General features: G+C 54.7%; 24 protein-coding genes. 3 read left to right on the top strand and 21 right to left on the bottom strand.

Annotated elements, in window-relative coordinates:
- Positions 1-31: 31 nt before the first annotated feature.
- From ACQE3Y_RS15555 to cysG, 11 genes are all read right to left on the bottom strand, one after another.
- The gene (locus ACQE3Y_RS15555; protein ID WP_085070442.1) at positions 32-658 is read right to left on the bottom strand and encodes a protein-L-isoaspartate(D-aspartate) O-methyltransferase; all 627 of its coding nucleotides are present in this window, start codon (positions 656-658) and stop codon (positions 32-34) included.
- A complete protein-coding gene (surE, locus tag ACQE3Y_RS15550) occupies positions 652-1,413 on the bottom strand; it encodes a 5'/3'-nucleotidase SurE (RefSeq protein WP_426973712.1) in 762 nt (253 codons plus the stop codon). The genes ACQE3Y_RS15555 and surE overlap by 7 nt, the downstream gene beginning before the upstream one ends.
- On the bottom strand, positions 1,394-2,443 hold the full coding sequence (gene truD / locus ACQE3Y_RS15545) for a tRNA pseudouridine(13) synthase TruD (protein WP_426982032.1): 1,050 nt from the start codon (positions 2,441-2,443) through the stop codon (positions 1,394-1,396). Before truD ends, surE begins: the two co-directional genes overlap by 20 nt.
- On the bottom strand, positions 2,443-2,922 hold the full coding sequence (ispF, locus tag ACQE3Y_RS15540; RefSeq protein WP_276575718.1) for a 2-C-methyl-D-erythritol 2,4-cyclodiphosphate synthase: 480 nt from the start codon (positions 2,920-2,922) through the stop codon (positions 2,443-2,445). Before ispF ends, truD begins: the two co-directional genes overlap by 1 nt.
- Positions 2,922-3,641, bottom strand: coding sequence for a 2-C-methyl-D-erythritol 4-phosphate cytidylyltransferase (gene ispD, locus ACQE3Y_RS15535; RefSeq protein WP_250650734.1), 720 nt, complete (start codon positions 3,639-3,641; stop codon positions 2,922-2,924). Before ispD ends, ispF begins: the two co-directional genes overlap by 1 nt.
- A gap of 2 nt (positions 3,642-3,643) precedes the next feature.
- Positions 3,644-3,961, bottom strand: coding sequence for a cell division protein FtsB (gene ftsB, locus ACQE3Y_RS15530; RefSeq protein ID WP_085070433.1), 318 nt, complete (start codon positions 3,959-3,961; stop codon positions 3,644-3,646).
- 215 nt (positions 3,962-4,176) lie between these two features.
- Entirely contained in the window at positions 4,177-4,497 is a 321-nt protein-coding gene (locus ACQE3Y_RS15525) for a DUF3561 family protein (RefSeq protein WP_250650735.1), read from the bottom strand.
- 56 nt (positions 4,498-4,553) lie between these two features.
- Positions 4,554-5,159: an adenylyl-sulfate kinase gene (gene cysC, locus ACQE3Y_RS15520; protein WP_426973706.1), complete on the bottom strand. Its 606-nt coding sequence runs from the start codon at positions 5,157-5,159 to the stop codon at positions 4,554-4,556.
- A gap of 1 nt (position 5,160) precedes the next feature.
- Entirely contained in the window at positions 5,161-6,594 is a 1,434-nt protein-coding gene (gene cysN / locus ACQE3Y_RS15515) for a sulfate adenylyltransferase subunit CysN (RefSeq protein WP_426982031.1), read from the bottom strand.
- An 11-nt stretch (positions 6,595-6,605) separates the two neighbouring features.
- Positions 6,606-7,514, bottom strand: a complete 909-nt coding sequence (gene cysD, locus ACQE3Y_RS15510; RefSeq protein ID WP_250650738.1) for a sulfate adenylyltransferase subunit CysD — start codon at positions 7,512-7,514, stop codon at positions 6,606-6,608.
- Positions 7,515-7,523: 9 nt separating this feature from the next.
- A complete protein-coding gene (gene cysG / locus ACQE3Y_RS15505) occupies positions 7,524-8,939 on the bottom strand; it encodes a siroheme synthase CysG (protein ID WP_426973700.1) in 1,416 nt (471 codons plus the stop codon).
- A gap of 256 nt (positions 8,940-9,195) precedes the next feature.
- Between cysG and ACQE3Y_RS15500 the strand changes: the two genes are divergently transcribed.
- A complete protein-coding gene (locus ACQE3Y_RS15500; RefSeq protein WP_426982030.1) occupies positions 9,196-10,230 on the top strand; it encodes an aminopeptidase in 1,035 nt (344 codons plus the stop codon).
- Positions 10,230-10,514, top strand: a complete 285-nt coding sequence (locus tag ACQE3Y_RS15495) for a YciI family protein (RefSeq protein ID WP_250650740.1) — start codon at positions 10,230-10,232, stop codon at positions 10,512-10,514. The genes ACQE3Y_RS15500 and ACQE3Y_RS15495 overlap by 1 nt, the downstream gene beginning before the upstream one ends.
- 469 nt (positions 10,515-10,983) lie before the next feature.
- Here the strand turns inward: ACQE3Y_RS15495 and cysH are convergent, their stop codons facing one another.
- From cysH to cysJ, 3 genes are read right to left on the bottom strand one after another with little or no spacing between them, the layout of a single operon-like run.
- A complete protein-coding gene (gene cysH / locus ACQE3Y_RS15490; protein ID WP_426982045.1) occupies positions 10,984-11,715 on the bottom strand; it encodes a phosphoadenosine phosphosulfate reductase in 732 nt (243 codons plus the stop codon).
- Positions 11,716-11,726: 11 nt separating this feature from the next.
- Complete coding sequence (gene cysI / locus ACQE3Y_RS15485) at positions 11,727-13,439, bottom strand: assimilatory sulfite reductase (NADPH) hemoprotein subunit (protein ID WP_426982029.1); 1,713 nt, start codon at positions 13,437-13,439, stop codon at positions 11,727-11,729.
- Positions 13,439-15,253, bottom strand: coding sequence for an NADPH-dependent assimilatory sulfite reductase flavoprotein subunit (gene cysJ, locus ACQE3Y_RS15480; RefSeq protein ID WP_426973694.1), 1,815 nt, complete (start codon positions 15,251-15,253; stop codon positions 13,439-13,441). The genes cysI and cysJ overlap by 1 nt, the downstream gene beginning before the upstream one ends.
- A gap of 305 nt (positions 15,254-15,558) precedes the next feature.
- Between cysJ and queD the strand changes: the two genes are divergently transcribed.
- Complete coding sequence (gene queD / locus ACQE3Y_RS15475; protein ID WP_250650743.1) at positions 15,559-15,921, top strand: 6-carboxytetrahydropterin synthase QueD; 363 nt, start codon at positions 15,559-15,561, stop codon at positions 15,919-15,921.
- A 7-nt stretch (positions 15,922-15,928) separates the two neighbouring features.
- On the opposite strand, the gene ACQE3Y_RS15470 is transcribed toward queD, so the two are convergent.
- The 7 genes from ACQE3Y_RS15470 to relA form a co-directional block, all read right to left on the bottom strand.
- The gene (locus ACQE3Y_RS15470) at positions 15,929-17,236 is read right to left on the bottom strand and encodes an NAD(P)/FAD-dependent oxidoreductase (protein WP_426982028.1); all 1,308 of its coding nucleotides are present in this window, start codon (positions 17,234-17,236) and stop codon (positions 15,929-15,931) included.
- Between the two features lie 64 nt (positions 17,237-17,300).
- Positions 17,301-17,972, bottom strand: a complete 672-nt coding sequence (gene queE, locus ACQE3Y_RS15465; protein WP_426973691.1) for a 7-carboxy-7-deazaguanine synthase QueE — start codon at positions 17,970-17,972, stop codon at positions 17,301-17,303.
- 136 nt (positions 17,973-18,108) lie between these two features.
- On the bottom strand, positions 18,109-19,995 hold the full coding sequence (locus ACQE3Y_RS15460; protein ID WP_426982027.1) for an acyltransferase family protein: 1,887 nt from the start codon (positions 19,993-19,995) through the stop codon (positions 18,109-18,111).
- Positions 19,996-20,212: 217 nt separating this feature from the next.
- On the bottom strand, positions 20,213-21,508 hold the full coding sequence (gene eno, locus ACQE3Y_RS15455; RefSeq protein WP_085070408.1) for a phosphopyruvate hydratase: 1,296 nt from the start codon (positions 21,506-21,508) through the stop codon (positions 20,213-20,215).
- Between the two features lie 78 nt (positions 21,509-21,586).
- On the bottom strand, positions 21,587-23,224 hold the full coding sequence (gene pyrG / locus ACQE3Y_RS15450) for a glutamine hydrolyzing CTP synthase (RefSeq protein WP_250650746.1): 1,638 nt from the start codon (positions 23,222-23,224) through the stop codon (positions 21,587-21,589).
- A gap of 421 nt (positions 23,225-23,645) precedes the next feature.
- Positions 23,646-24,440 carry a nucleoside triphosphate pyrophosphohydrolase gene (gene mazG / locus ACQE3Y_RS15445; RefSeq protein ID WP_426982026.1) on the bottom strand — a complete coding sequence of 265 codons (795 nt, stop codon included), beginning with the start codon at positions 24,438-24,440 and terminating at the stop codon, positions 23,646-23,648.
- A 63-nt stretch (positions 24,441-24,503) separates the two neighbouring features.
- Positions 24,504-26,735 (bottom strand): GTP diphosphokinase, encoded by a 2,232-nt coding sequence (gene relA, locus ACQE3Y_RS15440; protein ID WP_426973690.1) that lies wholly within the window; start codon positions 26,733-26,735, stop codon positions 24,504-24,506.
- Positions 26,736-26,754 lie beyond the last annotated feature (19 nt).

Here is a 26,754-nt window from a genome sequence, read left to right as displayed (position 1 = left end):
GTGAAGAAATGCGTAGTCTGGTGCCGGGCCGTCAGGCGAGATCGCCCTGCACCAGCGGCACAAAACGTACCGGCTCAATAACATCGACAATAAACTCACCGCCCTTACGTCGAATGCGTTTCAGCTGCTGTATTTCTTCCCCAACCGGCAAAACCATAATGCCGCCTTCATCAAGCTGAGCCAGCAGAGCCTCAGGGATTTCCGGCGGCGCAGCGGTGACAATTATGGCATCAAACGGCGCGCGTGCAGCCCAACCCAGCCAGCCATCGCCGTGGCGCGTCGAGACATTATGCAAATCAAGCTGTTTCAGGCGGCGCTTCGCCTGCCATTGCAGCCCTTTAATACGCTCAACAGAACAGACATGATCGACCAGATGGGCCAGAATCGCCGTTTGATAACCGGAGCCGGTACCAATCTCCAGTACGCGTGAATCTGGCTTCAGCTCCAGCAAAGAGGTCATTTTCGCCACCATATAAGGTTGCGAAATGGTTTGCCCGGATCCAATGGGCAGTGACATGTTTTCCCATGCCTGATGTTCCAGCGCTTCATCAACAAAGCGCTCGCGTGGCACGTCGCCAATCGCTTTCAGTAAAAGTTCATCCTCGATGCCCTGCTGGCGTAGCTGATCCAGCAAAGCCTCGATGCGTCTGCTTACCATAGCGACTCGACTCCGGCTTTGGTCAGCCAGCCGGCCACCACGTCCTGCGCCTGATGGGCGGTGAGATCGACATGCAGCGCCGTCACAGAGACATAGCCTTCATCAACGGCGGCAAAATCGGTATCCGGGCCGGCGTCATGCTTATCGCCCGGCGGGCCGATCCAGTAAAGCGTATTGCCTCGCGGATCTTGCTGTGGAATAACTTTATCGGCGGGATGACGGCTGCCGCAGCGAGTAACGCGAATACCTTTGATTTGATCTAACGGCAGATCGGGAACATTGATATTCAAAATACGGCCGGTGCGCAGCGGCTCACGCTGCAATCCTTGCAAAATAGCGCAGGTGACCGCAGCGGCAGTTTCATAGTGATGCTGACCGTCCAGCGAGACCGCCAGCGCAGGGAGCCCTAAATGTCGCCCTTCCATCGCCGCCGCTACCGTGCCGGAATAGATCACGTCATCGCCCAGATTAGGCCCGGCATTGATACCGGAAACCACAATATCGGGCTTTGGGCGCATCAGCGCATTGACGCCAAGGAATACGCAGTCGGTGGGCGTCCCCATCTGCACGGCGATATCCCCATTGGGATAAGAAAAAGTACGTAAGGGGGTTTCCAGCGTCAGCGAGTTGGAAGCGCCGCTGCGATTACGATCGGGCGCGACCACCTGCACCTCGGCGATTTCACGCAGGGCTTTTGCCAACGTTTGAATGCCTGGCGCATGGATCCCATCATCATTACTCAGCAATATCCGCATCGTTACCTTCCTGTTCGAAAAGTTCCCTGACTATGCTGGTGGCAAAACTGCCGGCTGGCAGCCAAAAACTGAGTTCCAGCGTGGCATCATCGCGCCAGTTCCAGTGCAGGTCGCGCGGAATAACCAACATCGCCCGGCGAGCGGCTTCTACCCGTTCCCGCTCCAGCAACTGGATAAACGCCAGGCTGTCGGCCAGACTTTGCTGCTCGAAAGCCAGCGCGGCGTCACGGCTTCCCCACTCCCCGCTGCCGGGTAACGGCGCGGTAATGCGCAATTCATTATTATCAATCCGTGTCTGCAGCTGCGGCAGCTCTTCTTCTGTCGCAACAAACCAGCTGCCGCGACCGGTCAACTGCAACGCATCGCCCGTTATCGCCTGGGTCAGGTTGCCCTGTTGCGCCAGACGATCGCTGATCACCTGATTAAACATAACGCTGCGCGCGGCGGAAAGCAGAAAGCTGCGTTTACTCCGTTCACGCACGCGGATTTCATTACTGGCCCAGCGTTTCGCCTGCTCCAGGTTGTTGCCCTGAAAACCAAAACGCTGTTGGCCGAAATAGTTAGGCGCGCCGCCGTTCTGCACACGTAGCAGCCTTTCCTCCAGCGCCGCGCGATCGCTGATCTGACGCAGCACCAGCCTGAAAGCATTGCCCGCCAGCGCGCCGGTACGTAATTTACGTTTATGGCGCGCCAGATGCAGGATCTCACAGCCTTCCAGACTAAACGCGGAAAAATCTGGCGTCTCTTTACCCGGCAGACGCAAACAGAGCGTTTGTTCAGTCACCGCATGGCGATCTTTCATACCGGCAAAGCTGACATCACGCGGATGAATACCTGCAAACTTTGCCAGCGCATCGGCGACAAAGCGCGTATTACAGCCGGTTTTACGGATGCGCACCAGCAGATGCTCACCTTCGCCGTCAGCCTCGTAGCCGAGATCTTCAACCACCATGAAATCTTCCGGGCTGGCCTTTAACTGCCCGCGGATCGCGGGCTTGCCGTAAAGCCACTGCCATTCAGGTAAAGCCATTATGCCTCCGCCCGCGCGATCAGCGCCACGGCTTCGCAGGCAATGCCTTCGCCGCGTCCGGTAAAGCCAAGCTTTTCAGTAGTCGTCGCTTTGACATTAACATCATCCATATGGCAGCCGAGATCCTCAGCGATATTGATGCGCATTTGCGGCACATGCGGCAGCATTTTCGGTGCCTGTGCGATGATAGTGACATCGACATTAACCAGCCGGTAGCCTTTTGCCTGGATACGTTGCCAGGCTTCACGCAGCAGCCCACGGCTATCCGCGCCTTTAAACGCAGGATCGGTATCGGGAAAAAGTTTGCCGATATCTCCCATGGCAGCGGCTCCCAGCAATGCATCCGTCAGGGCATGCAGCGCCACATCGCCATCGGAATGGGCGATAAAGCCTTGCTCAAACGGAATCCGCACGCCGCCAATAATCAACGGGCCTTCGCCACCGAAAGCATGGACGTCAAAACCGTGACCAATACGCATTATGCGTACTCCTTGTTATGTCGTTGAGTAAGATAAAACGCCGCCAGCGCCAGATCTTCCGGGCGGGTGACTTTTATATTATCGCTGCGGCCAGCGATCAGTTCAGGATGATAACCACAATATTCCAGCGCCGAGGCCTCATCGGTAATGGTGGCCCCTTCGTGCAGGGCGCGCTCCAGACACTGACGCAGCAATGCTAAAGGAAACAGCTGCGGCGTCAGCGCATGCCATAAGGCCTCCCGCTCAACCGTATGCGCGATGGCGTCTTTGCCCGGTTCGCTGCGCTTCATGGTATCGCATACCGGTGCGGCGAGAATGCCGCCAACGCGGCTGTGACGGCAAAGCGACAGTAAACGGCTTAAATCTTCAGCGGCCAGACAGGGACGAGCCGCATCATGTACCAGCGCCCAGTCAGCCTGTTCAACCGCCTGCAGGCCCGCCAGCACTGAATCGGCGCGCTGTTTCCCGCCGGTTACCGTATGAATACGGCTGTCATTAGCCAGCGGCAGCTGCGGAAAATAGTTATCGTCCGGACTAAGCACGACAATCACCCGGTTAATGGCCGGATGTGCCAGCAGGCTGGCGATGCTGTGCTCCAGAATGGTGGACTGACCGATGGTCAGGTACTGCTTAGGGCGCCCCGATTGCATACGGCTACCGATACCGGCAGCGGGCACCACGGCGATAATATCCGGCCAGGCGTCAGTTATAGTGGTCATTGCTATCGTTGTTGATTTGGCAAAGCCTGCTGCCCGTTACGTTTGTTTTGATCCGGCACCAGGCGATAGAAGGTCTCTCCGGGTTTAATCATCCCCAGCTCATTGCGCGCACGCTCTTCAATTGCTTCCAAACCGCCGTTTAGATCGTCGATTTCGGCAAACAGCTGATCGTTACGCGCTTTTAATTTGGCATTACTCGCCTGTTGTACCACTACGTCATCGCTGACGCGGGTGTAATCATGAATACCATTCTTGCCCAACCACAGCGAATACTGTAGCCAAACAAGTAATGCAAGTAACAGCAGCGTCAGTTTTCCCATCCCCGCCCCCTGAAAAACGGCCCAATCATCCCATAACTTTTCACCGGACTCCACTCTGCCGGTTAAATTGCGCCGCTTTCTGCACGGTGTGCCTGAAAATAGTGCTGCAGGTAAAGATTTGTAACGCGTGGTCGCGTTTGATCATCAGCGGCAGGAGATAAACCTGAGCCTTGCAGAGCTGCCACTGCTGCTTGTGGTGTCAGCGACAGCGTGCCTTACCAGCCGGTTAGCCAGGAAAAGAGCAGCCATAAAACACAGGTTACGGTGACCAGCGTCAGCAGCAACGTCCAGATAAGATGACCGCGCAGCAGCAGACCAAAGGTGATACCGATCAACACAGCCACCGGCAGCAGCGCCAGAAAGAATGGCCAGGTATAAAGCAGGAAAAACAGCGTATTGGAACCATACAGCAGGAAAGGGATCGCCAGAGCGCACCAGTAAGAAACAAAACCGATTACGCCGCCGGGAAAGGACCAGGCACGGTCGTCCTGGTCACTGTGAGTTTTACGGGCCAGCAGGGGTGTAACATTATGCATAGGTATCCTGTTGTTGCGCATCACGGCCCGCTCTCTGGCCGTTTGCCGCTGCAATCTCAGGATTTGATAATATCGCGCCGACGCAGCAGATCTAACAGTTGCGCCGTCAATTTTGTTACCAATTGTTCGCCATCAAGATGGATTTCCGGCTGTTCCGGCGCCTCATAAACTGAGTCGATTCCGGTAAAGTTACGCAGCTCGCCCGCCCGCGCTTTTTTATACAACCCTTTGGGATCGCGCGCTTCGCAGATCGCCAGCGGCGTATCGACAAATACTTCGATAAACTCCCCTGCGCCCAGCATTTCACGCACCATCTGCCGTTCTGCGCGGTGCGGTGAAATAAAGGCGGTCAGCACCACTAATCCGGCATCCACCATTAGCCTGGCCACTTCGCCCACGCGACGGATGTTCTCTTTACGGTCGGCGTCGCTGAAGCCTAAATCACGGCAGAGGCCGTGCCGGACATTATCGCCATCCAGCAGATACGTGCTGACGCCCAGCTGATGCAGCGCCTGTTCCAGCGCCCCGGCGACCGTTGACTTACCCGACCCCGAAAGGCCGGTAAACCAAAGCACCACACCCTGATGCCCATGCTGCTGCTGACGATCGGCACGCGTTACCGCGTGTGCGTGCCAGACCACATTCTCGTCATGCGTCGCCATCTTATTGCTTGCCCGCCAGCAGATCGCGCGCTTCCCAGTGCGGGAAGTGACGACGGATCAGCGCATTCAGTTCCAGCTCAAAGGCAGAGAACTCGCCATGGCTGGCAGTAGCCTGCTGCTGCGGCTGACGGATCATTCCGGCACCCACGGTGACGTTTGTCAGGCGATCGATAAAGATCATCCCGCCGGTTACCGGATTCTGTTGATAGGCATCCAGAACCATCGGCTCATCAAAGGTGACGTTTACCAGCCCGATGCCATTCAACGGCAGCGCCTCTATCTGGTTGTTATGGGTCAAGTTATTGATATTGACCTGATAATCGATGCTTTCGATGCGGGCACGGCTTTTTTTACCGGCAATTTTCACATCAAAACTCTGACCTGGCGTCAGCGCCTGTTCCGCCATCCAGACAACATCAACCGAAGCGCCCTGCACTGCTTTCAGCGTTTCATCCGCCGTCACCAGCAGATCGCCACGGCTAATATCAATTTCATCGTTTAATACGATGGTCACCGCTTCGCCCGGTCCCGCTTCCGGCAAGTCGCCATCAAAGGTTACGATGCGCGCCACGCTTGACTCAACGCCGGAAGGCAGCACCTTCACGCGCTGGCCCACGCGCAGAATGCCGGAGGCCAGCGTACCGGCATAGCCACGGAAATCGAGGTTAGGCCGGTTAACGTACTGCACCGGAAAACGCATCGGCTGACTTTCTACTACACGATTAACTTCCACCGTTTCCAGTACGTCCAGCAGCGTGGGGCCGCTGTACCAGTTCATGGTGGTGCTTTGCGTGGCGACGTTATCGCCCTCCAGCGCCGACATCGGAACAAACCGAATGTCCACATCGCCCGGCAGCTGCGCTGCGAAATCAAAATATTCCTGTTTGATCTGCTCAAAACGATCCTGGCTGTACTCCACCAGATCCATTTTATTGATCGCTACGACCAGGTGCTTGATCCCCAGCAGCGTAGAGATAAAGCTGTGACGACGAGTCTGATCCAGTACGCCTTTACGCGCGTCAATCAGCAGAATCGCCAGATCACAGGTGGAGGCGCCGGTAGCCATATTGCGCGTGTACTGCTCATGTCCCGGCGTGTCAGCAATAATAAACTTCCGCTTTTCAGTGGAGAAATAGCGGTAAGCGACATCGATGGTAATGCCCTGCTCGCGCTCAGCCTGCAGGCCATCCACCAGCAGCGCCAAATCAAGCTTCTCGCCCTGGGTGCCGTGGCGCTTGCTGTCGTTATGCAGCGAGGAGAGCTGATCTTCATAAATCTGACGCGTATCGTGCAGCAGACGACCAATCAGCGTACTTTTACCATCGTCCACGCTGCCGCAGGTGAGAAAACGCAGCAGGCTTTTGTGCTGTTGCGCGTGCAGCCAGGCTTCCACCCCGCCCTTGTCGGCGATCTGTTGTGCAATAACGGTATTCATCTGGCGTCCCCTTAGAAATAGCCCTGACGTTTCTTCAGCTCCATTGAGCCAGCCTGGTCGCGATCGATAACGCGACCTTGTCGCTCGCTGGTGGTGGAAACCAGCATTTCTTCAATAATTTCCGGCAGCGTTTGCGCTGACGATTCCACCGCGCCGGTCAGCGGCCAGCAGCCCAGGGTACGGAAGCGCACCATCCGCGGCGTTATCTTTTCGCCTGGCTGCAGGTCGATACGATCGTCATCAATCATCATCAGCATGCCGTCACGCTCCAGCACCGGACGCTCAGCGGCCAGATAGAGCGGTACGATTTCAATATTTTCCAGAAAGATGTACTGCCAGATATCCAGCTCGGTCCAGTTGGAAAGCGGGAAGACACGGATGCTTTCGCCTTTGTTGATCTGCCCGTTGTAGTTATGCCACAGCTCCGGGCGCTGGTTTTTCGGATCCCAGCGGTGGAAGCGATCGCGGAACGAGTAGATACGTTCTTTTGCACGCGATTTTTCTTCATCGCGACGCGCGCCGCCAAAAGCAGCATCGAAACCATATTTGTTCAGCGCCTGCTTCAGACCTTCGGTCTTCATAATGTCGGTGTGCTTGGCGCTACCATGAACAAAGGGATTGATACCCATCGCTACGCCCTCCGGGTTGCGATGAACAATCAGCTCCGCGCCGATCTCTTTTACCGTACGATCGCGAAACTCATACATTTCGCGGAATTTCCAGCCGGTATCAACGTGCAGCAGCGGGAACGGCAGCGTGCCGGGATAAAAGGCTTTGCGAGCCAGGTGCAGCATGACCGATGAATCTTTACCAATGGAGTAAAGCATTACCGGATTACCAAATTCAGCCGCCACTTCGCGGATAATATGGATACTTTCCGCCTCCAGTTGACGCAGATGAGTCAGTCGTTTTTGATCCATGATTTTTCCTCAAGCCAAATTCACAACGGCGGAATTACGTCCGGCCTGCTGTACTGAATGTTGAAACCAGGCCAGTTGCGCGTGGAGATTAACCACTTCGCCAATGACCAGCAGCGCAGGCGTCGGCGCCTGCTGCGCCAGCTGTTCCAGTTCGGCAAGCGTTCCGGTCAGCACCTGCTGATCCTGACGCGTGCCGCGACCAATGACGGCAACCGGCGTTGATGCCGCGCGGCCATGAGCGATCAGCTGTCCGGCTATTTCCGCCGCTTTTACCGTGCCCATATAGATCGCCAGCGTCTGCTGCGCGCGCGCCAGCGACGGCCAGTCAATCGCCTGACCATCGGCACGGCAATGGCCGGTAATAAACAGCACGCTCTGGGCATAATCCCGGTGGGTCAATGGGATCCCGGCATAGGCGGTAGCGCCGGAGGCGGCGGTTACGCCAGGAACCACCTGAAAAGGAATGCCTGCGGCGGCGGCGGCCTGTAGCTCTTCACCGCCGCGACCAAAGATAAAGGGATCGCCGCCTTTCAGGCGCACCACGCGTTTGCCCTTGCTGGCCAGCGATACCAGTAAGCGGTTAGTCTCTTCCTGCGCCACTGAATGCGCACCAGCACGTTTACCCACGCACAGCCGGTCGGCGTCGCGACGCACCAGATCCAGAATTTCCTCGCTTACCAGGTGGTCATAGAGCACGACATCCGCCTGCTGCATCACCTGCAAAGCGCGCAGCGTCAACAGCCCGGCATCGCCTGGCCCTGCGCCCACTAAAATAATTTCGCCCTGATGAGACGTTTCATCGGTTAACTGCGCATCCAGCGTTTGTTTTGCGCCCTGCACGTTGCCGGCCGCCATCTGACTGGCAAACAGGCCATTGAAGGCGCGCTCCCAAAAGCGACGGCGATCGGACATTTTGCTGAAACGCTGTTTGACTTTGTCGCGCCATTCGCCCGCTACCTGCGCCATTGCGCCGAGGTTAGTCGGCAGCAAGGCTTCCAGTTTTTCACGCAGCATACGTGCCAGGACCGGCGCGGTACCGCTGGAGGAGATAGCAACCACCAGCGGCGAGCGGTCAACAATCGACGGGAAGATAAAGGAGCATTTCGGTTGATCGTCGACGACGTTAACCAGCAGCCGACGCGCATTAGCCGCAGCGAAAACCTGAGCGTTCAGTTCGCTGTTATCGGTTGCGGCAATGACCAGATAAACCCGATCGAGCTGCTGTTCTTCAAATTGGGTTGCCAGCCACTCAACCTGCTGGTTATCCGCCAGCGTCTGGAGTTCCGGGCAAAGCGCGCGCGCGGCGATTTGGACCTGCGCGCCAGCGCGCCGCAGCAATTCAATTTTGCGCGCCGCCACGTCGCCGCCACCGACAACCAACACCGGCCTGGCTTTTAGATCGGCAAATATAGGGAGATAATCCACGTCGACCTTATATTGAATAACAAAAAGTTAACGCGACTATACGACTGCAGCTTCAGGCAGATGAAATTACGAATTGGAATGAGTAGTTACTGAATGGAATATAGGCCTGGCAAAGCTTTGCATAAAAGGTGCTTAACAGATGATATTTCGGGTATTTAAGAGCAATTGAAATTGTGCAATCTGCATCACAATTTCATACTATCGAAGCAAAATTATTTCGTTTTCGCGTCATCGGATGACGTCTAAGGACTATGGTATGTTTTCCTTGCTCCGCCTGAGCGCGTTGGCCGCGTTGCTCAGCTGCGGCATCAGTTTGCCGGTTAGCGCCAGCACCCCGGTTCCCGGCCAGTTTGCAGAGCAGCAATTACGTCATATCGCTACCTGGTTCCCTGGCCGCATGGCGGGTAGTCCGGCAGAGCTGTTGACCGCCAACTATCTTCAGCAACAGTTTGCAGAGATGGGTTATAAGAGCGATAAGCGCGATTTTAAAACCCGGGGCCCCTGGCGCGACAATAATGGCAAGACGCACTGGCGCAATCTTACCGCCACGTCGGTGATTGCTGCGCGTGCCGGAGAGGTACCGCAGGAGATTTTAGTGATTGCGCACCTGGATACCTGGCGGCCAGTGAGCGAAGAGGAAACCGAGAAGGATATCGGCGGGCTGCGTCTTCAGGGGGTGGATGATAACGCATCCGGGCTTGGCGTGATGCTGGAGCTGGCGCAGCTGCTTAGTCATAAGCCGCTGCATTACGGCGTGCGTTTTGTAGCGCTCAGCGCTCATCAGGATGATTTACAGGGTATGGATGCCTATATCTCACGGATGAAAGCCGCCGATCGCAAGAATACGCTGTTAGTGATCGATCTTGATAGTTTGATTGTGGGCGATCGGCTCTATTTTAACAGCGGAAAGAATACTGCTTCTGCGGTGATCAAACAGACGCGCGATCGGGCGCTGGATATTGCTCATCGTTACGGTATTAACGCCGCCACGCGTCCAGCCCATAGCGCGCCTTATCCACTGCCTAACGCTTTTGATGCTGCGGGTTTTCCGTTGCTGACGGTGCGTGCTGCGAACTGGGATTTAGGCAAGAAAGATGGGACGCAGCAGCGGGCCATTTCTCGCCATTTTCCGCAGGGCGTCAGTCATCATCAGACCGCGCGGGATAATTTGAATTATCTTGATCGATGGTTACCTGGACGCATCAGCGCGCGAGCGCGCGATAGCGTGCGGATTCTGTTTCCTTTGATTAACGAGCTGGCTAATCCACCTGCTACTCATAAGAAGTCATAATGTACATTATTAATCTGAGCTACCATCGCCCGATTGAAGAGGTTGAGGCCCTGACCGAAGCGCATGTTGACTGGCTGAAACGTTATTTTGCTGCTGAGGTTTTTATCGCCGCAGGCCGTAAGGATCCACGCAGCGGCGGAGTGATTATGGCGAAGGATATCGATCGCGATCGTCTGGATACAATTCTGGCAGAAGATCCTTTTGTAGCAGTGGCACATTATGAGGTGATGAAGGTGAATATTTCGCTGACCTCAGAAGCGTTAAAGGCGCTGGCTGAGGGTTAAGCGTTAGCAGGAGGTCCGCCTCCTGGCCCCGTCCTTCCCTCTCCCCTAATTCCGCACTTACGATACTTAACCTTAAAAAAGCGTCACTACTACATTAGCAGTGGTGAAAATCATCTGCATGTTCAAGAAACGGTAAACAGGCTGCACAAAAGCTAAGCCAGCGGCAAACAGACAACGCCGATGCACAGGGAAGCGGCGAATGGGGACGGAGTAAAGCCTCCGCGTCAGGGATGACGCGGCGGAGTCCCCAGGGATGGGTTGACGACGTCTTTACGGAGCGCCCCGTCCGCCGCTGAACCTTGTGCCGGATCGCAGCCAGCGCCAAACCGCCGCTGCTCCACAGAAGCTAAGCCAGCGGCAAACAGACAGCGCCGATGCACAGGGAAGCGACGAATGGGGCCGGAGTAAAGCCTCCTGAAAACAAAAGGCGGCCTTTCAGCCGCCTTTCTCTTAAACTCGCTGCACGACCTTACTCATGCAGCCCGCATTCCCGTTTTAAACCGAAGAAACGCGTCTCCTCCTCGGCCATACCCGGCTCCCACTTGCGCGTGGTATGCGTATCGCCCACGGACAAATAGCCTTCATCCCACAGCGGGTGATAGCCCAAACCGTGCTGCTGCAAATATTGATAAACCTGACGGTTATCCCAGTCGATGATGGGCAACACTTTAAACACGCCGCGCTGTATCGCCAGCACCGGCAAATTTGCACGGCTGCCGGACTGATCGCGACGCAAACCGGCAAACCAGCTCTGTGCGCCGAGCGTCTGTAACGCACGATTCATCGGCTCAACCTTATTGATCTCGTTATAGCGCTCAATCCCTTCCACGCCCTGCTCCCACAGCTTACCGTAACGCGCTTCCTGCCACGCCGGCGACTGCTCCGCACGAAATATCTTCAGGTTCAGATCCAGCTTCTCTGTCAGCTCATCAATAAAGCGGTACGTCTCCGGGAACAGATAGCCGGTATCGGTCAGGATCACCGGGATGTCTGGCTTCTGGCGCGTAACCAGATGCAGCGATACTGCCGCCTGAATACCAAAGCTGGAAGAGAGAACAAACTCACCCGGCAGGTTTTCCAGCGCCCAGATCACGCGATCCTCGGCGGACAGCGCTTCCAGCTGCGTATTCACCTCAGCCAGCGCCATGATGCGCTCAACTTTCGGTAACTCATTCAGTGCTGCAAGATCGAGTACAGGCATCATCCCCTCCGTTATTCCCAGAAATCCCGGGCTGGATCGACCACTGGTTTGACAACACCGGCGCGAATGGTGAAATCCCCAAAGCCTTCGCCCGGCGTGCGCTCTTGCGCCCAACGACCTACCAGCTCATCGATATGCGCCAGAATCTCATCTTCAGTGATATTTTCACGATACATACGCGGAATACGTGTGCCGCTGCGGTTGCCGCCAAGATGCAGGTTATAACGTCCCGGCGCTTTACCTACCAGCCCCAGCTCCGCCAGCATGGCGCGCCCGCAGCCGTTAGGACAACCGGTCACGCGCAACACAATATGCTCATTGCCGACGCCGTGCTTCGACATAATCTCTTCCACACGCGTCACAAAGGCAGGCAGAAAACGCTCCGCTTCCGCCATCGCCAGCGGACAGGTCGGGAACGCGACGCAGGCCATTGAGTTTTCACGCTGCGCGGTCACGCTCTCCATTAATGCATGTGAGCGAGCGATCTCCTCAATGCGTGCCTTCTCGCTTTCCGGTACGCCCGCCACAATCAAATTCTGATTGGCAGTCAAACGGAAATCGCCCTGATGAATTTTGGCAATCTCCGCAATGCCGCTCTTCAACGGACGTCCCGGATAATCAAGCAGACGGCCATTTTCAATAAACAGCGTTAAATGCCACTTATTATCAATTCCCTTCACCCAGCCAAAGCGATCGCCACGCGTGGTGAACTCATAAGGACGGATCGGCTCAAAAGTGATCCCGGCCCGACGCTCCACTTCTGCTTTAAACGTCTCAACGCCAACGCGCTCAAGGGTATATTTGGTCTTGGCATTCTTACGATTGGTACGATTGCCCCAGTCGCGCTGAGTCGTTACCACCGCCTCGGCAACCGCCAGCGTTTTATCCAGCGGCAGATAACCAAACTCGCTGGCGGTACGGGCGTAAGTCTCTTTATTGCCGTGCTCGATGGACAACCCGCCACCTACCAGCAGGTTAAAGCCTACCAGCTTGCCGTTCTCGGCGATGGCGACAAAGTTCAGGTCGTTCGCGTGCAGATCGACATCGTTATGCGGCGGTACCACAACGGTGGTTTTAAACTTACGCGGCAGATAGGTTGCGCTGAGGATCGGCTCCTCTTCGGTGGTGGCGACCTTTTTCTCGTCCAGCCAGATCTCGGCATAAGCACGGGTACGCGGCAGCAGATGCTCAGAAATTTTCTTCGCCCACTCATACGCTTCCTGATGCAGTTCAGACTCCACCGGGTTAGAGCTGCACAGCACGTTGCGGTTCATATCGTTCGCCGTGCCGATCGCATCCAGCCCCACTTCGTGCAGCATCTGATGCGCCGGTTTCACATTCTTTTTCAGAATGCCGTGAAACTGGAAAGTCTGGCGGTTCGTTAGACGGACGCTGCCGTATAGTGTGTTTTCCGTTGCGAACTTCTCAATCGCCAGCCACTGCTTCGGCGTAATGATGCCGCCCGGCAAACGACAGCGCAGCATCATCGCGTGACGCGGCTCCAGCTTCTGCTCGGCACGTTCGGCGCGAATATCTCGGTCATCCTGCTGATACATACCGTGAAAACGGATCAGCAGAAAGTTATCGCCGCTAAAGCCGCCGGTCAGGCCATTGTGTAAATCTTCGGCAATCGTCCCGCGCAGAAAATTGCTCTCTTTTTTCATGCGCTCCGCATCGGAGAGTTTTCCCTCGACGACCAGCGGTCCTGGGTGTTTTTCACTCATTAGTAAACATCTCGCTGATAACGGCGCTCAATGCGCAGCTCACTTAAAAACTCATCAGCCGACTCAAGGTCCATTCCGCCCTGCCCGGCTACCACTTCCAGTAACGCCTGCTCAACGTCTTTTGCCATACGGTTGGCATCGCCGCAGACATAAATATGTGCGCCTTCCTGTAGCCAGCGCCACACTTCCGCACCTTTCTCGCGGATTTTGTCCTGAACATAAATTTTATGCTGCTGGTCGCGCGACCAGGCTAAATCAATATGGGTCAGCAGCCCCTCTTTGACATAGCGCTGCCATTCCACCTGATAAAGAAAATCTTCGGTGAAATGCGGATTGCCGAAGAACAGCCAGTTCTTCCCGCTGGCACCGTCGTTTTCACGCTGCTGCATAAAGGCGCGGAACGGCGCGATCCCGGTACCCGGCCCAATCATAATCACCGGCGCATCAGGATCGGCAGGCAGGCGGAAGTTATCGTTATGCTCGATAAACACCCGCACTTCTCCCTCTTCCTCCAGCCTGTCGGCCAGATAGCTGGAAGCGCCGCCCGCACGTGGGCGACCATCAATTTCATAACGCACCGCGCCGACGGTGATATGCACTTCGTTTTCCGTCTCAGCCTGTGAAGAGGCGATGGAATAGAGGCGCGGCGTCAGCGGACGCAACAGCGACAGCAACTGCTCCGGATTCAGCTCGCCAGGTGCCTGACGCGCCATATCCACAATCGGTACGGTTTGCGCATAATGCTGCAGCTGGGCCTTATCCGCCGCCAGCGCCAGCAGCTTTTCGTTGCGTACCAGTTTGGCGTACTGCTCAACGATTTGCGGCGTGTTAACCGTTAGCTCAAAATGCTGCTGCAACGCCTGTGAGAGCGGCAGGCTTTGCCCTTTCACCTCAACAATTTCATCGCCGCGCAGCCATAACAGTTCAGTCAGCTCTTTTACCAGCGCCGGATCGTTTTCATACCAGATGCCAAGCGCGTCGCCCGGCTGATAGCGCAGCCCGGCATCGCCTAAATCGATTTCAATATGGCGCACATCTTTATCGGAGCCACGGCCGGTAATTTTCTGGTTAACCGAAAGCGTGGCGACCAGCGGTTCGTCACGCGTATAGGGCGTGGTGAAAACTTCATTATAGGTGCCGCTGGCGGTAGCAACGGCCTGCGCCGGCGTGTCGGTGGGAACGCGCTTTTGCAGCAGCGCAACGATCTCTTTACGCCACTTTTCCGCATCAGCAGCAAATTCCACATCAGCATCAACGCGATCGAGCAGCCGTTCCGCGCCCAGCTCAGCCAGCCTGGTATCGAAATCTTTTCCGGCCTTGCTGAAAAACTCATATGACGTGTCGCCCAGGCCAAACACCGCAAACGCGGTCTCCGTCAGCTTCGGTGCCTTTTTGGACATCAGATATTTATGCAGCGCAACCGCCTCTTCCGGCGGATCGCCTTCGCCCTGCGTAGAGGTCACCACCACCAGCAGTTTTTCCTGAGCGATCTGTTTGAACTTATAGTCACCGGCATTCACCAGCTTCACATTCAGTTTCGCTGCCAGTAAATCATCACGCAGCTGCTCAGCGACACGGCGCGCATTGCCGGTTTGCGAAGCGGAGAGCAGCGTAATGGCTGGTGCCTCTGCGGCGGGCGCGGGCGCGCTCTGCACGGCGGCAACAGCACCGGGCGACTGGTTAACCACCCCCCAGAAATAGCCAGAAATCCATGCCAGCTGCGTCGTTGATAAATCTTGGGTCGCCGCCTGCAAGCGGGCGAGTTGCTCCGGCTGAAGCGGGAGCAAAGAACCTGGGGGAGCCTGAGTCGTCATTGCCTTGATGATTCCAGTATCAGTGATGCCAAACCGTTCAGAGACGGAAGATAGCGTAGAGGTTACCGAGTCGCATATTAACCGGTAAATAAGGGTTAGAAATAATAAATAACCAAAACGCCTAAACGCTTTTGGTGATAAAGCTTAACGCTTTAGCTTCTTATTAAAGAGTTTACTTATCAAAGAGTTAATCAGTGAGCATTTATTGCGCAGCGTTAAAAATAGCGGTAGCGGGGGAAACGGGTGCGAAAAAACTGTTTTTCCGGTAGACTTCGCCGGTTTTTGCAACAACTGAGATACCGATTATGGCAACTACGCTTTTTAAAGATTTCCAGTTCGAAGCCGCCCATCATCTGCCGCATGTGCCTGAAGGCCATAAGTGTGGACGTTTGCACGGTCACTCATTCCTGGTGCGTCTTGAAATCACCGGCGATGTCGACCCTTATACCGGCTGGATTATGGATTTCGCCGAGCTGAAGGCCGCTTTTAAACCGGTATACGATCGTCTGGATCACTATTATCTGAACGATATTGCAGGCCTGGAAAATCCCACCAGCGAAGTGCTGGCGCAGTGGATCTGGCAACAGATGAAACCGGTAGTGCCGCTGCTTAGCGCGGTCATGATCAAAGAAACCTGCACCGCCGGTTGCGTGTATCGCGGCGAATAAGCACCGTTTATCGCTCTTTTTTTCCCAGCCAGCGTTCTTTCTGTAACGCACCGTTGATAGCGATATTCAGCACAGGCGACGGGGGAAGCCAGTTTGCTTTACCCAGCGCCTGCATTTCAGCCAGCAACGGATTATCTTCCCCCACGGCATAATCCGCCAGCAGCTCTCCGGCAATTGTTTGCTTTGAGATCCCCGCGCCGTTGCAGCCGCCAGCAGTATAAAGATATTTATTTATACGGCCCCATTGCGGTGCACCGTTACGCGTCACGCTAATGGTTCCCGACCAGCAATGACTAAACGCTACGTCTTTAAGCTGCGGATAGATTTTGTGGAAGAGTTGAGAATGCAGGCGGGCCGCCTGCTGCGTCTGACGTGCGCTGATCATACCCTGTAGTGCAGGGATCACATGCTGACGAATCAGGAAACGGCGATCCTGCGTAAACCGGAGCGTGGCACCCGCGATAGCATTTACTGGCGTCAGGCCCCAACTGTCCATTTTTGGCAGTCGTGCAAGCTGCTGTTGAGTGAGCGGCGGCGTCAGGCTGGCGAAAGTCGCCATTGCTGCCTGGCGACGCAGGCCGGGCAGCAAATGCCCCGATAAGGCATTGGTCCCCAGCATCGCTTTTTTAGCCCGCACCGCGCCAGTTGCAGTATAAACGGTCACGCCCTGATGATAATCGATGGTCAGCGCCGGGCTGTGGTACCACAGAGAGACATTATCAGGCAGCGTAGCAGCCAGACCAGAAATCAGCAGGGCTGGATTCACTAATACCGTATTCGGGGTAAAGATCGCTTTATGATAAAAACGGGTGCCCAGCTTCTCCTGTAAGGCATCGCTATTCAGCAGCTGATAATCTTCCGCCATCTGCTCCAGACTGGAACAGTAACGTTGTAAAATCTTTTCCTGTCCAGCCGCGACCTGGCAATGATATTTTCCGGCGCTCTCCCATTCACATTCGATGTGATGCTTGTCCACTAATCCCTTCAGCCGCTGCATGCCTGCCTGCAGCAGTTGACGATAAGCATGAGCTTTTTTTAGCTCGGCCGTTGAGCTACCGATATTGTGTGGCAGTCCGATGATAAAGCCGGAATTTCTACCGGACGCGCTTTCATAAGCTGTGCCAGCCTCCAGCACTGCAATTTTCCATGCGGGCTTTAGCGTTGCCAGCCGTCGGGCAAATGCCAGCCCGGCGTAACCGGCACCTATCACCACCCAATCAGCGTCGATCAAAGAGGTTAATGCCGGAAACAGATGCGGTTGCGGATACTGGCTAAGCCAGCCGGAGATGTTTTGATTAAACGGTAGATGAGGCATAACCCTTCCCTTGGTGTGGTCATTCCGAAAACAGAAGTGTACCACCCGCAGGCAAGGGCGTTAATCAGGCAATATTGAGATATTTATGGGTCTGCATCGAAAGCCGCCAGTTGCGGGCAATGCAGGTGGCAATACAGAGACGCGTAGCGTCCTCTTTCTGACTGATCGGCTGCAGCGCAATAATCCGCGCTTTATCATCCTCTACGCGAACCAGCAGTTGATCCAGCGCATCGATATCACGCTGACGTGCCACCGGATGCTTGATCTCATCGGCACGCACCAGCGCCTGGTCCAGCACATCATAACCACCTCGCATATTAACCTTAGGCGATACCGTGACCCAGGTTTGCGCCGTACAGCGCACCGGATGCGTACCGCTGGTTTCAATCTGACAGCTGAAGCCAGCCTGCTGCAGCGCGTCGGTCAACGGGGTTAAATCGTGGATGCACGGCTCGCCGCCGGTAATCACCACATGGCGTGCGGTCCACTGCTGTTGATCGATGGTTTGTAATAAGGCAGCGGCATCGGCAGCGCCCCAGGCATCGCTTTCCACCGTTTTTATCAGAATATCGCCCAGCGAGGTTTCCCGATCGGCCAGCTTATCCCATGTGTGTTTGGTATCGCACCAGCTGCAGCCAACCGGGCATCCCTGCAAGCGGATAAAGATTGCCGGAACGCCGGTATAAAAACCTTCGCCCTGCAACGTCTGGAACATTTCATTAATCGGGTACTGCATCACGCACTCACGTCAGGAGAATTAAGGGCGCAGATTATGGCAGATGAAGGGAGGGACGCCAAATATCATGGACAGAAAAGGCACAAACTGAAGAGAGAAAAAGCCGCCCGCTATCAGGCCGGGCGGCTTTTGCCTGTTACAGGAATTTATTATGGTGCATCGTTACTATCGCCTGGCGCGCAACATCATTCGCGCCGCTTAGCGTAAAGTGTCCATAATCAAACGCGCTTGGCTGACCGTTTGAAGCCAACACGTGGCAAACATCATTCGGACACATGATGTTGTATACCGAGATATAACCAACCTTCTCTTCCGCTACCGCCTGCTGCATGCGTAGATCGATGCCTTTGATATTGCGGTTGATAGAGCTTGAGACTAAATCTTTACGTCCGTTCTCCTGGTAGGCCAGCAGATCCGGCAGCGCCTCAGCATACTCAATCGTCGGCCCCATAACGGTGATGTTGTTGGTGACTTTTTTTAGCGCTTCCAGTGTCGCTTTCAACGGCGCGATATCTTCCGGCAACCAGCGAGCAGAGATAATGATGCCATCCACTTTATGGTTGGGCAGCCACTGCTGATAAACATAATCCATCAGTTCCGTACATTTATTATTGATGGACTGGTGCGATACCGGCTTACAGCCTGCTGAGGTGGCCTGCATCAGGTTAACGCTCTCTCCTGCCGCAAGGCTAAGCGCACGCCAAAGATGGGCACCGTGGCTGTCACCGACCAGCAGATAATTTTTTTCCGTGGCGGAAGTTTTCAGGCAGAAATCGCGATCGTAATGCCCTTTCGCCTCGCTGTTGCCATCAATAAAGCATTTACCTAAACGGAACTGATAAAAATATTCATCGGTATTACGATATTGAGAGAATTTCGCTACCGCCAGCGCCTGATCGGAAAATTTACCGGACTCATTACTGACATGGCTTTTATACAGTGTAGCCGACGCGATAAGCACCAGGCCGACCACAGAGAAGGCGGAAACCGCTACCGGATTCAGGTTCGACAGCTTGTAACGGAAAGGAATTTCAATCAGATAGCGGGAAGCAATAGCCAGCCCAAAGGTCAGCGTCAGCACCAGCAGATCGCGCATTCCCTCATTCATATTCAGGAACATCTTGCTGTAAACGATAAGCGGCCAGTGCCAGAGATAGAGGCAGTAGGAGATCATGCCGATATAAACCACCGGCTTTAATGCCAGAATGCGGTTTACGATGGCCTCCCGGCCCGCCAGAATCAGCAGGAAACTTCCGAGACATGGCCAAAGCGCGTTCCACGACGGAAACGGCTTGCTGGTGCTGAGCCAGAAAAAGCCGAACAGAATCAGCGCCAGGCCGGCAAGGCTCATCAGATGCCTGATTTCCTGACGCACGGTCGCCATACGTGTTTCCAGGGTCGAAACCGCGATAAGCCCGCCAATTGCCAGCTCCCATGCGCGTGTAGGCAACATATAAAAGGTAAAGTCGGGCTTTTTCAGCACGCCAACCACGCTAAGCAGAAACGACACGGCGATGATGGCCAGCATGACCTGAGTAACACGATGACGGAACCAGCGTACGGCAAACAGCAGCACGATTGGGAACAGAATGTAGAACTGTTCTTCTACCGCCAGAGACCAGGTATGCAGCAGAGGTTTTAGTTCTGCGGGGCCGGCGAAGTAACCGGTCTGCTGCCAAAAGAAAATATTTGAAGAGAAAAGCGCGGTGGCGATAGCGCTATTGCCCAGTTCGGTAAACTGCGCCGGAAGCAGGTTATGATAGCCAAACAACAAGGTGGCTATCAGCACAACAAACAGCGGCGGCAAAATACGTAAGCAGCGTCGCTTGTAGAACTCCAGATAAGAAAACTCACCTTTCATGGCACTCTGATAAATAATGCCGCAGATCAGATAGCCCGATATCACGAAAAAGATATCAACCCCGGTGAATCCACCAGGTATACCGGTCACGCCCAGGTGATAGGCGATCACCGGCAGCACGGCAAGTGCGCGTAGACCGTCAATATCAGCGCGATATTTCATTTTAAACCTTCCGTATCATTACAATTAATGACGTAAGGTGTACATATTTCTGTTAAGAATTAACCCTTCCTTAAACCAAATCAGACAGTTCTGGAAAAGTGCTTTTACACCGCAACTGGTTAATTAACAACGTAATAATAAAAAAGCCCCATCACAAGACGGGGCTTTTCAGAAAATACGCAGGTCACATTATTCAGATGCGAGCTGAAAAGTCTTATTACTGACCTTTCACTTCTTTCAGACCGTTGAACGGTGCTTTAGAACCCAGCGCTTCTTCGATACGAATCAGCTGGTTGTATTTAGCTACGCGGTCAGAACGGCTCATAGAACCGGTTTTGATCTGGCCAGCTGCAGTACCTACCGCCAGGTCAGCGATGGTAGCATCTTCAGTTTCGCCTGAGCGGTGAGAGATAACGGCAGTGTAGCCTGCATCTTTCGCCATCTTGATAGCAGCCAGGGTTTCGCTCAGAGAGCCAATCTGGTTGAATTTGATCAGGATAGAGTTAGCGATGCCTTTCTCGATGCCTTCTTTCAGGATCTTGGTGTTGGTGACGAACAGGTCATCGCCCACCAGCTGGATTTTGTCGCCCAGCACTTTAGTCTGGTAAGCGAAGCCTTCCCAGTCAGATTCGTCCAGACCGTCTTCGATAGAAACGATCGGATACTGTTTGGTCAGATCTTCCAGGAAGTGAGTGAACTCTTCAGAAGTGAACGCTTTGTTGCCTTCGCCAGCCAGAACGTATTTGCCATCTTTGTAGAACTCAGATGCCGCACAGTCCATCGCCAGAGTGATGTCTTTGCCCAGCTCGTAGCCTGCTGCTTTTACCGCTTCAGCGATAACGGCCAGCGCTTCCGCGTTGGAACCCAGGTTCGGCGCATAGCCGCCTTCGTCACCCACAGCGGTGTTCATGCCTTTCGCTTTCAGCACTTTTGCCAGGTGATGGAACACTTCAGAACCCATGCGGATCGCTTCTTTCACAGAGGAAGCGCCAACCGGCTGGATCATGAATTCCTGGATGTCAACGTTGTTGTCAGCGTGCTCACCACCGTTGATGATGTTCATCATCGGCAGCGGCATAGAGAATTTGCCCGGCGTGCCGTTCAGTTCAGCGATGTGCTCATACAGCGGCATGCCTTTAGCTGCGGCAGCAGCTTTGGCGCTTGCCAGAGAAACAGCCAGAATCGCGTTAGCACCGAAGTTAGATTTGTTTTCGGTACCATCCAGGTCGATCATGATCTTGTCGATGTTCGCCTGATCTTTGGCATCTTTACCCAGGATAGCTTCAGCAATCGGACCGTTAACCGCAGCAACGGCTTTGGTGACGCCTTTACCCAGGAAACGAGATTTGTCACCGTCACGCAGTTCCAGCGCTTCGCGAGAGCCGGTAGAAGCCCCTGACGGCGCGGCAGCCATACCTACAAAACCGCCTTCCAGGTGAACTTCAGCTTCAACAGTCGGGTTACCACGTGAGTCGATGATTTCACGACCGATGACTTTAACGATTTTGGACATTAGTTTTTCCTCAGTACAAGTTAAGCTAAAACTCAGACAAACAGTGCGCGAAACGTTCGCGCACTGTTATAAAAACGCTTACTTCACTTGATGCTTCTGGTACTCGCTTGCAGCTTTCACAAAGCCGGCAAACAGCGGGTGACCATCGCGGGGCGTTGAGGTAAATTCCGGATGGAACTGACACGCAACAAACCACGGGTGGTTCGGGTTTTCGATAATCTCAACCAGCTGATTGTCCCCGGAGCGACCTGCAATGCGCAGACCCGCCGCTTCGATAGGTTTTAACAGCATGTTGTTCACTTCATAGCGGTGACGATGACGCTCAACGATGGTATCGGAGCCGTACATCTGACGCACCAGGCTATTTTCGGTCAGCTGACACTGCTGGCTGCCGAGACGCATGGTACCGCCGAGATCGCTCTGCTCGCTGCGAACTTCAACGTTGCCGTTTTCATCGCGCCATTCGGTGATCAACGCCACCACCGGATATTTACAGTCTGGCACAAATTCCGTTGAGTTGGCATCAGCCATGCCCGCAACGTTACGGGCAAACTCCATCAGCGCCACCTGCATACCCAGGCAAATGCCCAGATAAGGAATATTATTTTCACGCGCATATTGAGCGGTGAGAATTTTGCCTTCGATACCGCGCGGGCCAAAGCCACCCGGCACCAGAATCGCATCGAGATCTTTCAGGACTTCAACGCCGCGCGATTCCACATCCTGCGAATCGATCAGCTTGATGTTAACCGTTACGCGATTTTTCAGGCCGCCATGCTTCAGCGCCTCAATCACCGATTTATACGCATCCGGCAGTTCAACATATTTGCCGACCATACCGATGGTGACTTCGCCGCCCGGATTCGATTCTTCGTAAATCACCTGCTCCCATTCAGAGAGGTTAGCTTCCGGCACGTTCAGGCTGAATCGTTTACAAATATAATCATCCAGGCCCTGTGATTTCAACAGGCCAGGAATCTTATAAATGGAATCAACGTCTTTCAGAGAGATAACCGCTTTTTCCGGCACGTTACAGAACAGCGCGATTTTCGCCCGTTCGTTAGCCGGCACGGCGCGATCGGAACGGCAGATCAGCACATCAGGCTGGATACCAATGGAGAGCAGCTCTTTAACAGAGTGCTGCGTCGGCTTGGTTTTAACTTCACCCGCTGCGGCCATATAAGGCACTAACGTCAGGTGCATATAAAGGGTATGTTCGCGTCCGACATCTACCGCCATCTGACGAATGGCTTCCAGGAAAGGCAAGGATTCGATATCGCCGACGGTACCGCCGATTTCCACCAGCACCACATCGTGGCCTTCGCCGCCTTCGATAATGCGTTCTTTGATGGCGTTAGTGATGTGCGGAATAACCTGAATGGTGGCGCCCAGGTAATCACCGCGGCGCTCTTTGCGCAGCACCTCAGAATAGATGCGGCCAGTGGTAAAGTTATTGCGACGCGACATCCGGGTGCGGATGAAACGTTCATAGTGACCTAAATCGAGATCGGTTTCAGCGCCGTCATCGGTAACAAAGACTTCACCGTGCTGCGTCGGGCTCATGGTGCCTGGATCCACGTTGATATACGGGTCCAGTTTCATGATGGTCACATTTAGGCCACGCGCCTCAAGAATGGCTGCGAGGGAGGCTGCGGCAATGCCTTTACCCAGAGAGGATACGACCCCGCCGGTCACAAAAATATAGTTCGTTGTCATGCTGAACCTGAGAGTTGAGGTTTAAAGACGGTGGAATAACCAGGACGGGAAAACAGTATACTGGATTCACCTCTTACTCACAATTGATCATTGCCGCCATCGCCACACCTGATGACGGCCTACCTTACCTGGGCAATGGGTCTGGAGGGTTGATTTGGGTCATAGTGAGCGAATATTTTTTGCTAAAAGCTGAAACGAGTAAGCTAAAAATCAGGTGGAATGGCAAAAAATATTCTGGCAATCAGTGCCCGGGGAAGCGGGGGACAGGCTACGAAGGAAAGCCTCCGCGTCAGGGATGACGCGGCGGAGTCTCCAGGATGGATTAACGACGTCTTTACGCAGCAGTCTGTCCCCCGCTGGGGGCGGCGGGATTTTAACTTTACAAGCATGTCGGTCAGTCAAAAGGCCGCATTCAGGCTGATTAGCCTGCCGCTTTCTCCCCCGCTTTAACCTGTTGCCAGGCAGCTTCCATCTGCTCCAGCGTGGCGTCGCTCATATTCATGCCCTGCGCCGCAATAATCTGCTCGACCTGTCGAAAACGTCGCTCAAACTTCACGTTGGCTTTTTGCAACGCCGTCTCTGCTTTGGTGCCCAGATGACGCGCCAGGTTCACGGTAGCAAACAGCAGATCGCCGACCTCCTCTTCCAGCTTCGCCTCATCCACCACTGCCTGCTGCGCTTCGTGCATCACCTCATCAATCTCTTCATGCACTTTATCAACGACCGGCCCTAATGAGTTCCAGTCAAAGCCTACGCTGCGGCAACGTTTCTGAATTTTTTGCGCACGCATCAGTGCCGGTAACGCCTGGGGAATATCATCCAGCGCCGAGTGCTGTGCCTTCCCGGCGCGCTCCTGCTGTTTGATCTGCTCCCAGTTATGCAGCACTTCTTCGCTGTCTTTTACCTGCCCGTCGGCGAAAATATGTGGATGACGCCGTTCCAGCTTATCGGCGATGCCGTGACAAATATCATCGAAAGTAAAACGTCCCTCTTCCCGCGCCATCTGGGCATAAAAAACCACCTGAAACAGCAGATCGCCCAACTCATCGCGCAGATCGTCATAGTCTTCGCGCTGAATGGCATCGATCACCTCATAGGTCTCTTCTAATGTATAGGGGGCAATCGTGGCGTAAGTTTGTTCGCGATCCCAGGGGCAGCCGTGCTGCGGATCGCGCAGCGTCTGCATAATAGTCAGCAGACGATCAAGAGCAGTCATAGTGAAACCTTAATACCAATAAGCGGGAGCGACATGCCGCGCCAGGCACGGCATGTCAGATAATTAATGAAGACGTCGGGCGTCAATAATGTCGGGAACCTGATTAAGACGCGCCAGAACGCGACCCAGCACCTGCTGATTGTAAATCTCAATATCCATATCAATGGTTGCCAGCTGCTTACGCGTATCGCTGCGGCTGGAGACGCCCAGCACGTTCACCTTCTCATTGGCGAGAATAGTGGTAATGTCGCGCAGCAGCCCGCTGCGATCGTTGGCGGTCACGCGCACCACCAGCGAATAGCCGCTGGAGTAGCTTTCGCCCCAGACCGCATCCACAATTCGCTCCGGCGCATGCGACATCAGCTCTGCCAGCTGATCGCAGTCGGCGCGGTGGATGGAGATCCCCCGCCCCTGCGTAATAAAACCTACGATATCGTCGCCAGGAATCGGCTGACAGCATCGGGCAATGTGGTGCATCAGATTGCCGACACCCTCCACCACTACTCGCCCGCTCTCTTTTCCGGCGCGCTGCGGCGTATGGCTTTTCTGCGTCAGCTGGCGCAGCGCCTCGCGGTCTTCCTCCTCCGCGCTTGGCTTATTCAGCTTCGCCTGCAGGAAGTTAACCATCTGATTCAGACGTATATCGCCACCGCCGATGGCCGCCAGTAATTCATCCAGCGTACCCACGTTATAGCGCGGCAGCAGCAGCTTCTCCGCCTCTTTCAGGCTAATATCCAGCTGATTCAGTTCGTTATCCAGAATCTGACGGCCCGCCACGATATTCTTATCGCGATCCTGCTTGCGGAACCAGGCGTGGATTTTAGAGCGGCCACGGCTGGTGGTGACATAGCCGAGATTAGGGTTTAGCCAGTCGCGGCTGGGGTTGGGCTGCTTTTGCGTGATGATTTCAATCTGATCGCCCATCTGCAACTGATAGGTAAAGGGCACGATACGGCCGCCAATCTTGGCACCGATGCAGCGGTGTCCAATATCGCTGTGAATGTGATAGGCGAAATCAAGCGGCGTCGAGCCTGCAGGCAGATCCACAACGTCGCCCTTCGGCGTAAACACATACACGCGATCGTCAAATACCTGGCTGCGCACCTCTTCCAGTAACTCGCCGGTGTCCGCCATCTCTTCCTGCCAGGCAATCAGTTTACGCAACCAGGCGATACGCTCTTCATGTCCATGTGCGCCGCGCGCCTGTCCACCGGAGCCCTCTTTATATTTCCAGTGGGCAGCCACCCCCAGCTCTGCGTCTTCATGCATCTGCCGGGTACGGATCTGAATCTCAACCGTTTTGCCGCCGGGGCCAAGCACCACGGTATGGATCGACTGATAACCGTTGGGCTTTGGATTCGCCACATAGTCATCAAACTCATCCGGCAGATGACGATACAGCGTATGCACAATCCCCAGCGCGCCATAGCAATCCTGCAAACGCTCGGCGACAATTCGCACCGCCCGCACGTCAAACAGCTCGTCAAACGCCAGCGACTTCTTCTGCATCTTGCGCCAGATGCTGTAGATATGTTTTGGACGGCCATAGACTTCAGCCTTCACGCCTTCGCGCGTCATCTCGGTGCGCAAGCTTTCCACGAAGGTTTCGATATATTGCTCGCGGTCGATACGCCGCTCATGCAGCAGCTTTGCAATACGTTTGTATTCGTCTGGATGAAGATAGCGGAAGCAGAAATCCTCCAGCTCCCACTTGAGCTGCCCGATGCCAAGACGGTTGGCTAACGGGGCGTAGATATTGGTACACTCTTTGGCTGCCAGAACGCGCTCATCTTCCGGCGCATCCTTCATTTCACGCAGATGGGCGATACGCTCAGCCAGCTTGATCACCACGCAGCGGAAATCTTCCACCATCGCCAGCAGCATGCGGCGCACGTTATCCACCTGCTCGGAAGCCATCGAGTCGTTATGGATCGCCTTAAGCTGACGAATGGCATCCATATCGCGCACGCCATGCACCAGCGAAACGATCGCCTTACCAAAGGTTTCTTCCAGCTTCTCTTCTGAAACGATGTCAGCATCCGCCAGCGGAAAAACCAGCGCGGCGCGCAGGGTGTCATTGTCCATGCTCAGCATCGACAGGATCTCGACCATTTCAATGCCGCGCCACAGCAGCAACGCCTGATCGGGATGCGCCTGAGTGACAGACTCACAATAGCGCCAGGTATCGGCCAGTCGTTCACTTGATTGCGGGTTCACGATCCCCAGACTGGTGATCCATTCATCGAGCGCGAACTCACCCGCCGTATTCAAATGTGCGCTTCTTACCGCAACCATAACCTCTCCTGGCAACCTG

Source organism: Pantoea sp. FN0305 (genome assembly GCF_050113845.1).
GTDB classification, from domain to species: Bacteria; Pseudomonadota; Gammaproteobacteria; order Enterobacterales; family Enterobacteriaceae; genus Mixta; species Mixta alhagi.
Note: the sequence above shows the minus strand (reverse complement) of the source record. Positions and strands in the feature narration are given on the sequence as shown.

What these genes read in the sequence shown, in the direction of transcription:
- ACQE3Y_RS15555 (WP_085070442.1), bottom strand. Translation starts at nt 658, where the DNA reads ATGGTAAGCAGACGCATCGAGGCTTTGCTGGATCAGCTACGCCAGCAG.
- surE (WP_426973712.1), bottom strand. Translation starts at nt 1,413, where the DNA reads ATGCGGATATTGCTGAGTAATGATGATGGGATCCATGCGCCAGGCATT.
- truD (WP_426982032.1), bottom strand. Translation starts at nt 2,443, where the DNA reads ATGGCTTTACCTGAATGGCAGTGGCTTTACGGCAAGCCCGCGATCCGC.
- ispF (WP_276575718.1), bottom strand. Translation starts at nt 2,922, where the DNA reads ATGCGTATTGGTCACGGTTTTGACGTCCATGCTTTCGGTGGCGAAGGC.
- ispD (WP_250650734.1), bottom strand. Translation starts at nt 3,641, where the DNA reads ATGACCACTATAACTGACGCCTGGCCGGATATTATCGCCGTGGTGCCC.
- ftsB (WP_085070433.1), bottom strand. Translation starts at nt 3,961, where the DNA reads ATGGGAAAACTGACGCTGCTGTTACTTGCATTACTTGTTTGGCTACAG.
- ACQE3Y_RS15525 (WP_250650735.1), bottom strand. Translation starts at nt 4,497, where the DNA reads ATGCATAATGTTACACCCCTGCTGGCCCGTAAAACTCACAGTGACCAG.
- cysC (WP_426973706.1), bottom strand. Translation starts at nt 5,159, where the DNA reads ATGGCGACGCATGACGAGAATGTGGTCTGGCACGCACACGCGGTAACG.
- cysN (WP_426982031.1), bottom strand. Translation starts at nt 6,594, where the DNA reads ATGAATACCGTTATTGCACAACAGATCGCCGACAAGGGCGGGGTGGAA.
- cysD (WP_250650738.1), bottom strand. Translation starts at nt 7,514, where the DNA reads ATGGATCAAAAACGACTGACTCATCTGCGTCAACTGGAGGCGGAAAGT.
- ACQE3Y_RS15500 (WP_426982030.1), top strand. Translation starts at nt 9,196, where the DNA reads ATGTTTTCCTTGCTCCGCCTGAGCGCGTTGGCCGCGTTGCTCAGCTGC.
- ACQE3Y_RS15495 (WP_250650740.1), top strand. Translation starts at nt 10,230, where the DNA reads ATGTACATTATTAATCTGAGCTACCATCGCCCGATTGAAGAGGTTGAG.
- cysH (WP_426982045.1), bottom strand. Translation starts at nt 11,715, where the DNA reads ATGCCTGTACTCGATCTTGCAGCACTGAATGAGTTACCGAAAGTTGAG.
- cysI (WP_426982029.1), bottom strand. Translation starts at nt 13,439, where the DNA reads ATGAGTGAAAAACACCCAGGACCGCTGGTCGTCGAGGGAAAACTCTCC.
- cysJ (WP_426973694.1), bottom strand. Translation starts at nt 15,253, where the DNA reads ATGACGACTCAGGCTCCCCCAGGTTCTTTGCTCCCGCTTCAGCCGGAG.
- queD (WP_250650743.1), top strand. Translation starts at nt 15,559, where the DNA reads ATGGCAACTACGCTTTTTAAAGATTTCCAGTTCGAAGCCGCCCATCAT.
- ACQE3Y_RS15470 (WP_426982028.1), bottom strand. Translation starts at nt 17,236, where the DNA reads ATGCCTCATCTACCGTTTAATCAAAACATCTCCGGCTGGCTTAGCCAG.
- queE (WP_426973691.1), bottom strand. Translation starts at nt 17,972, where the DNA reads ATGCAGTACCCGATTAATGAAATGTTCCAGACGTTGCAGGGCGAAGGT.
- ACQE3Y_RS15460 (WP_426982027.1), bottom strand. Translation starts at nt 19,995, where the DNA reads ATGAAATATCGCGCTGATATTGACGGTCTACGCGCACTTGCCGTGCTG.
- eno (WP_085070408.1), bottom strand. Translation starts at nt 21,508, where the DNA reads ATGTCCAAAATCGTTAAAGTCATCGGTCGTGAAATCATCGACTCACGT.
- pyrG (WP_250650746.1), bottom strand. Translation starts at nt 23,224, where the DNA reads ATGACAACGAACTATATTTTTGTGACCGGCGGGGTCGTATCCTCTCTG.
- mazG (WP_426982026.1), bottom strand. Translation starts at nt 24,440, where the DNA reads ATGACTGCTCTTGATCGTCTGCTGACTATTATGCAGACGCTGCGCGAT.
- relA (WP_426973690.1), bottom strand. Translation starts at nt 26,735, where the DNA reads ATGGTTGCGGTAAGAAGCGCACATTTGAATACGGCGGGTGAGTTCGCG.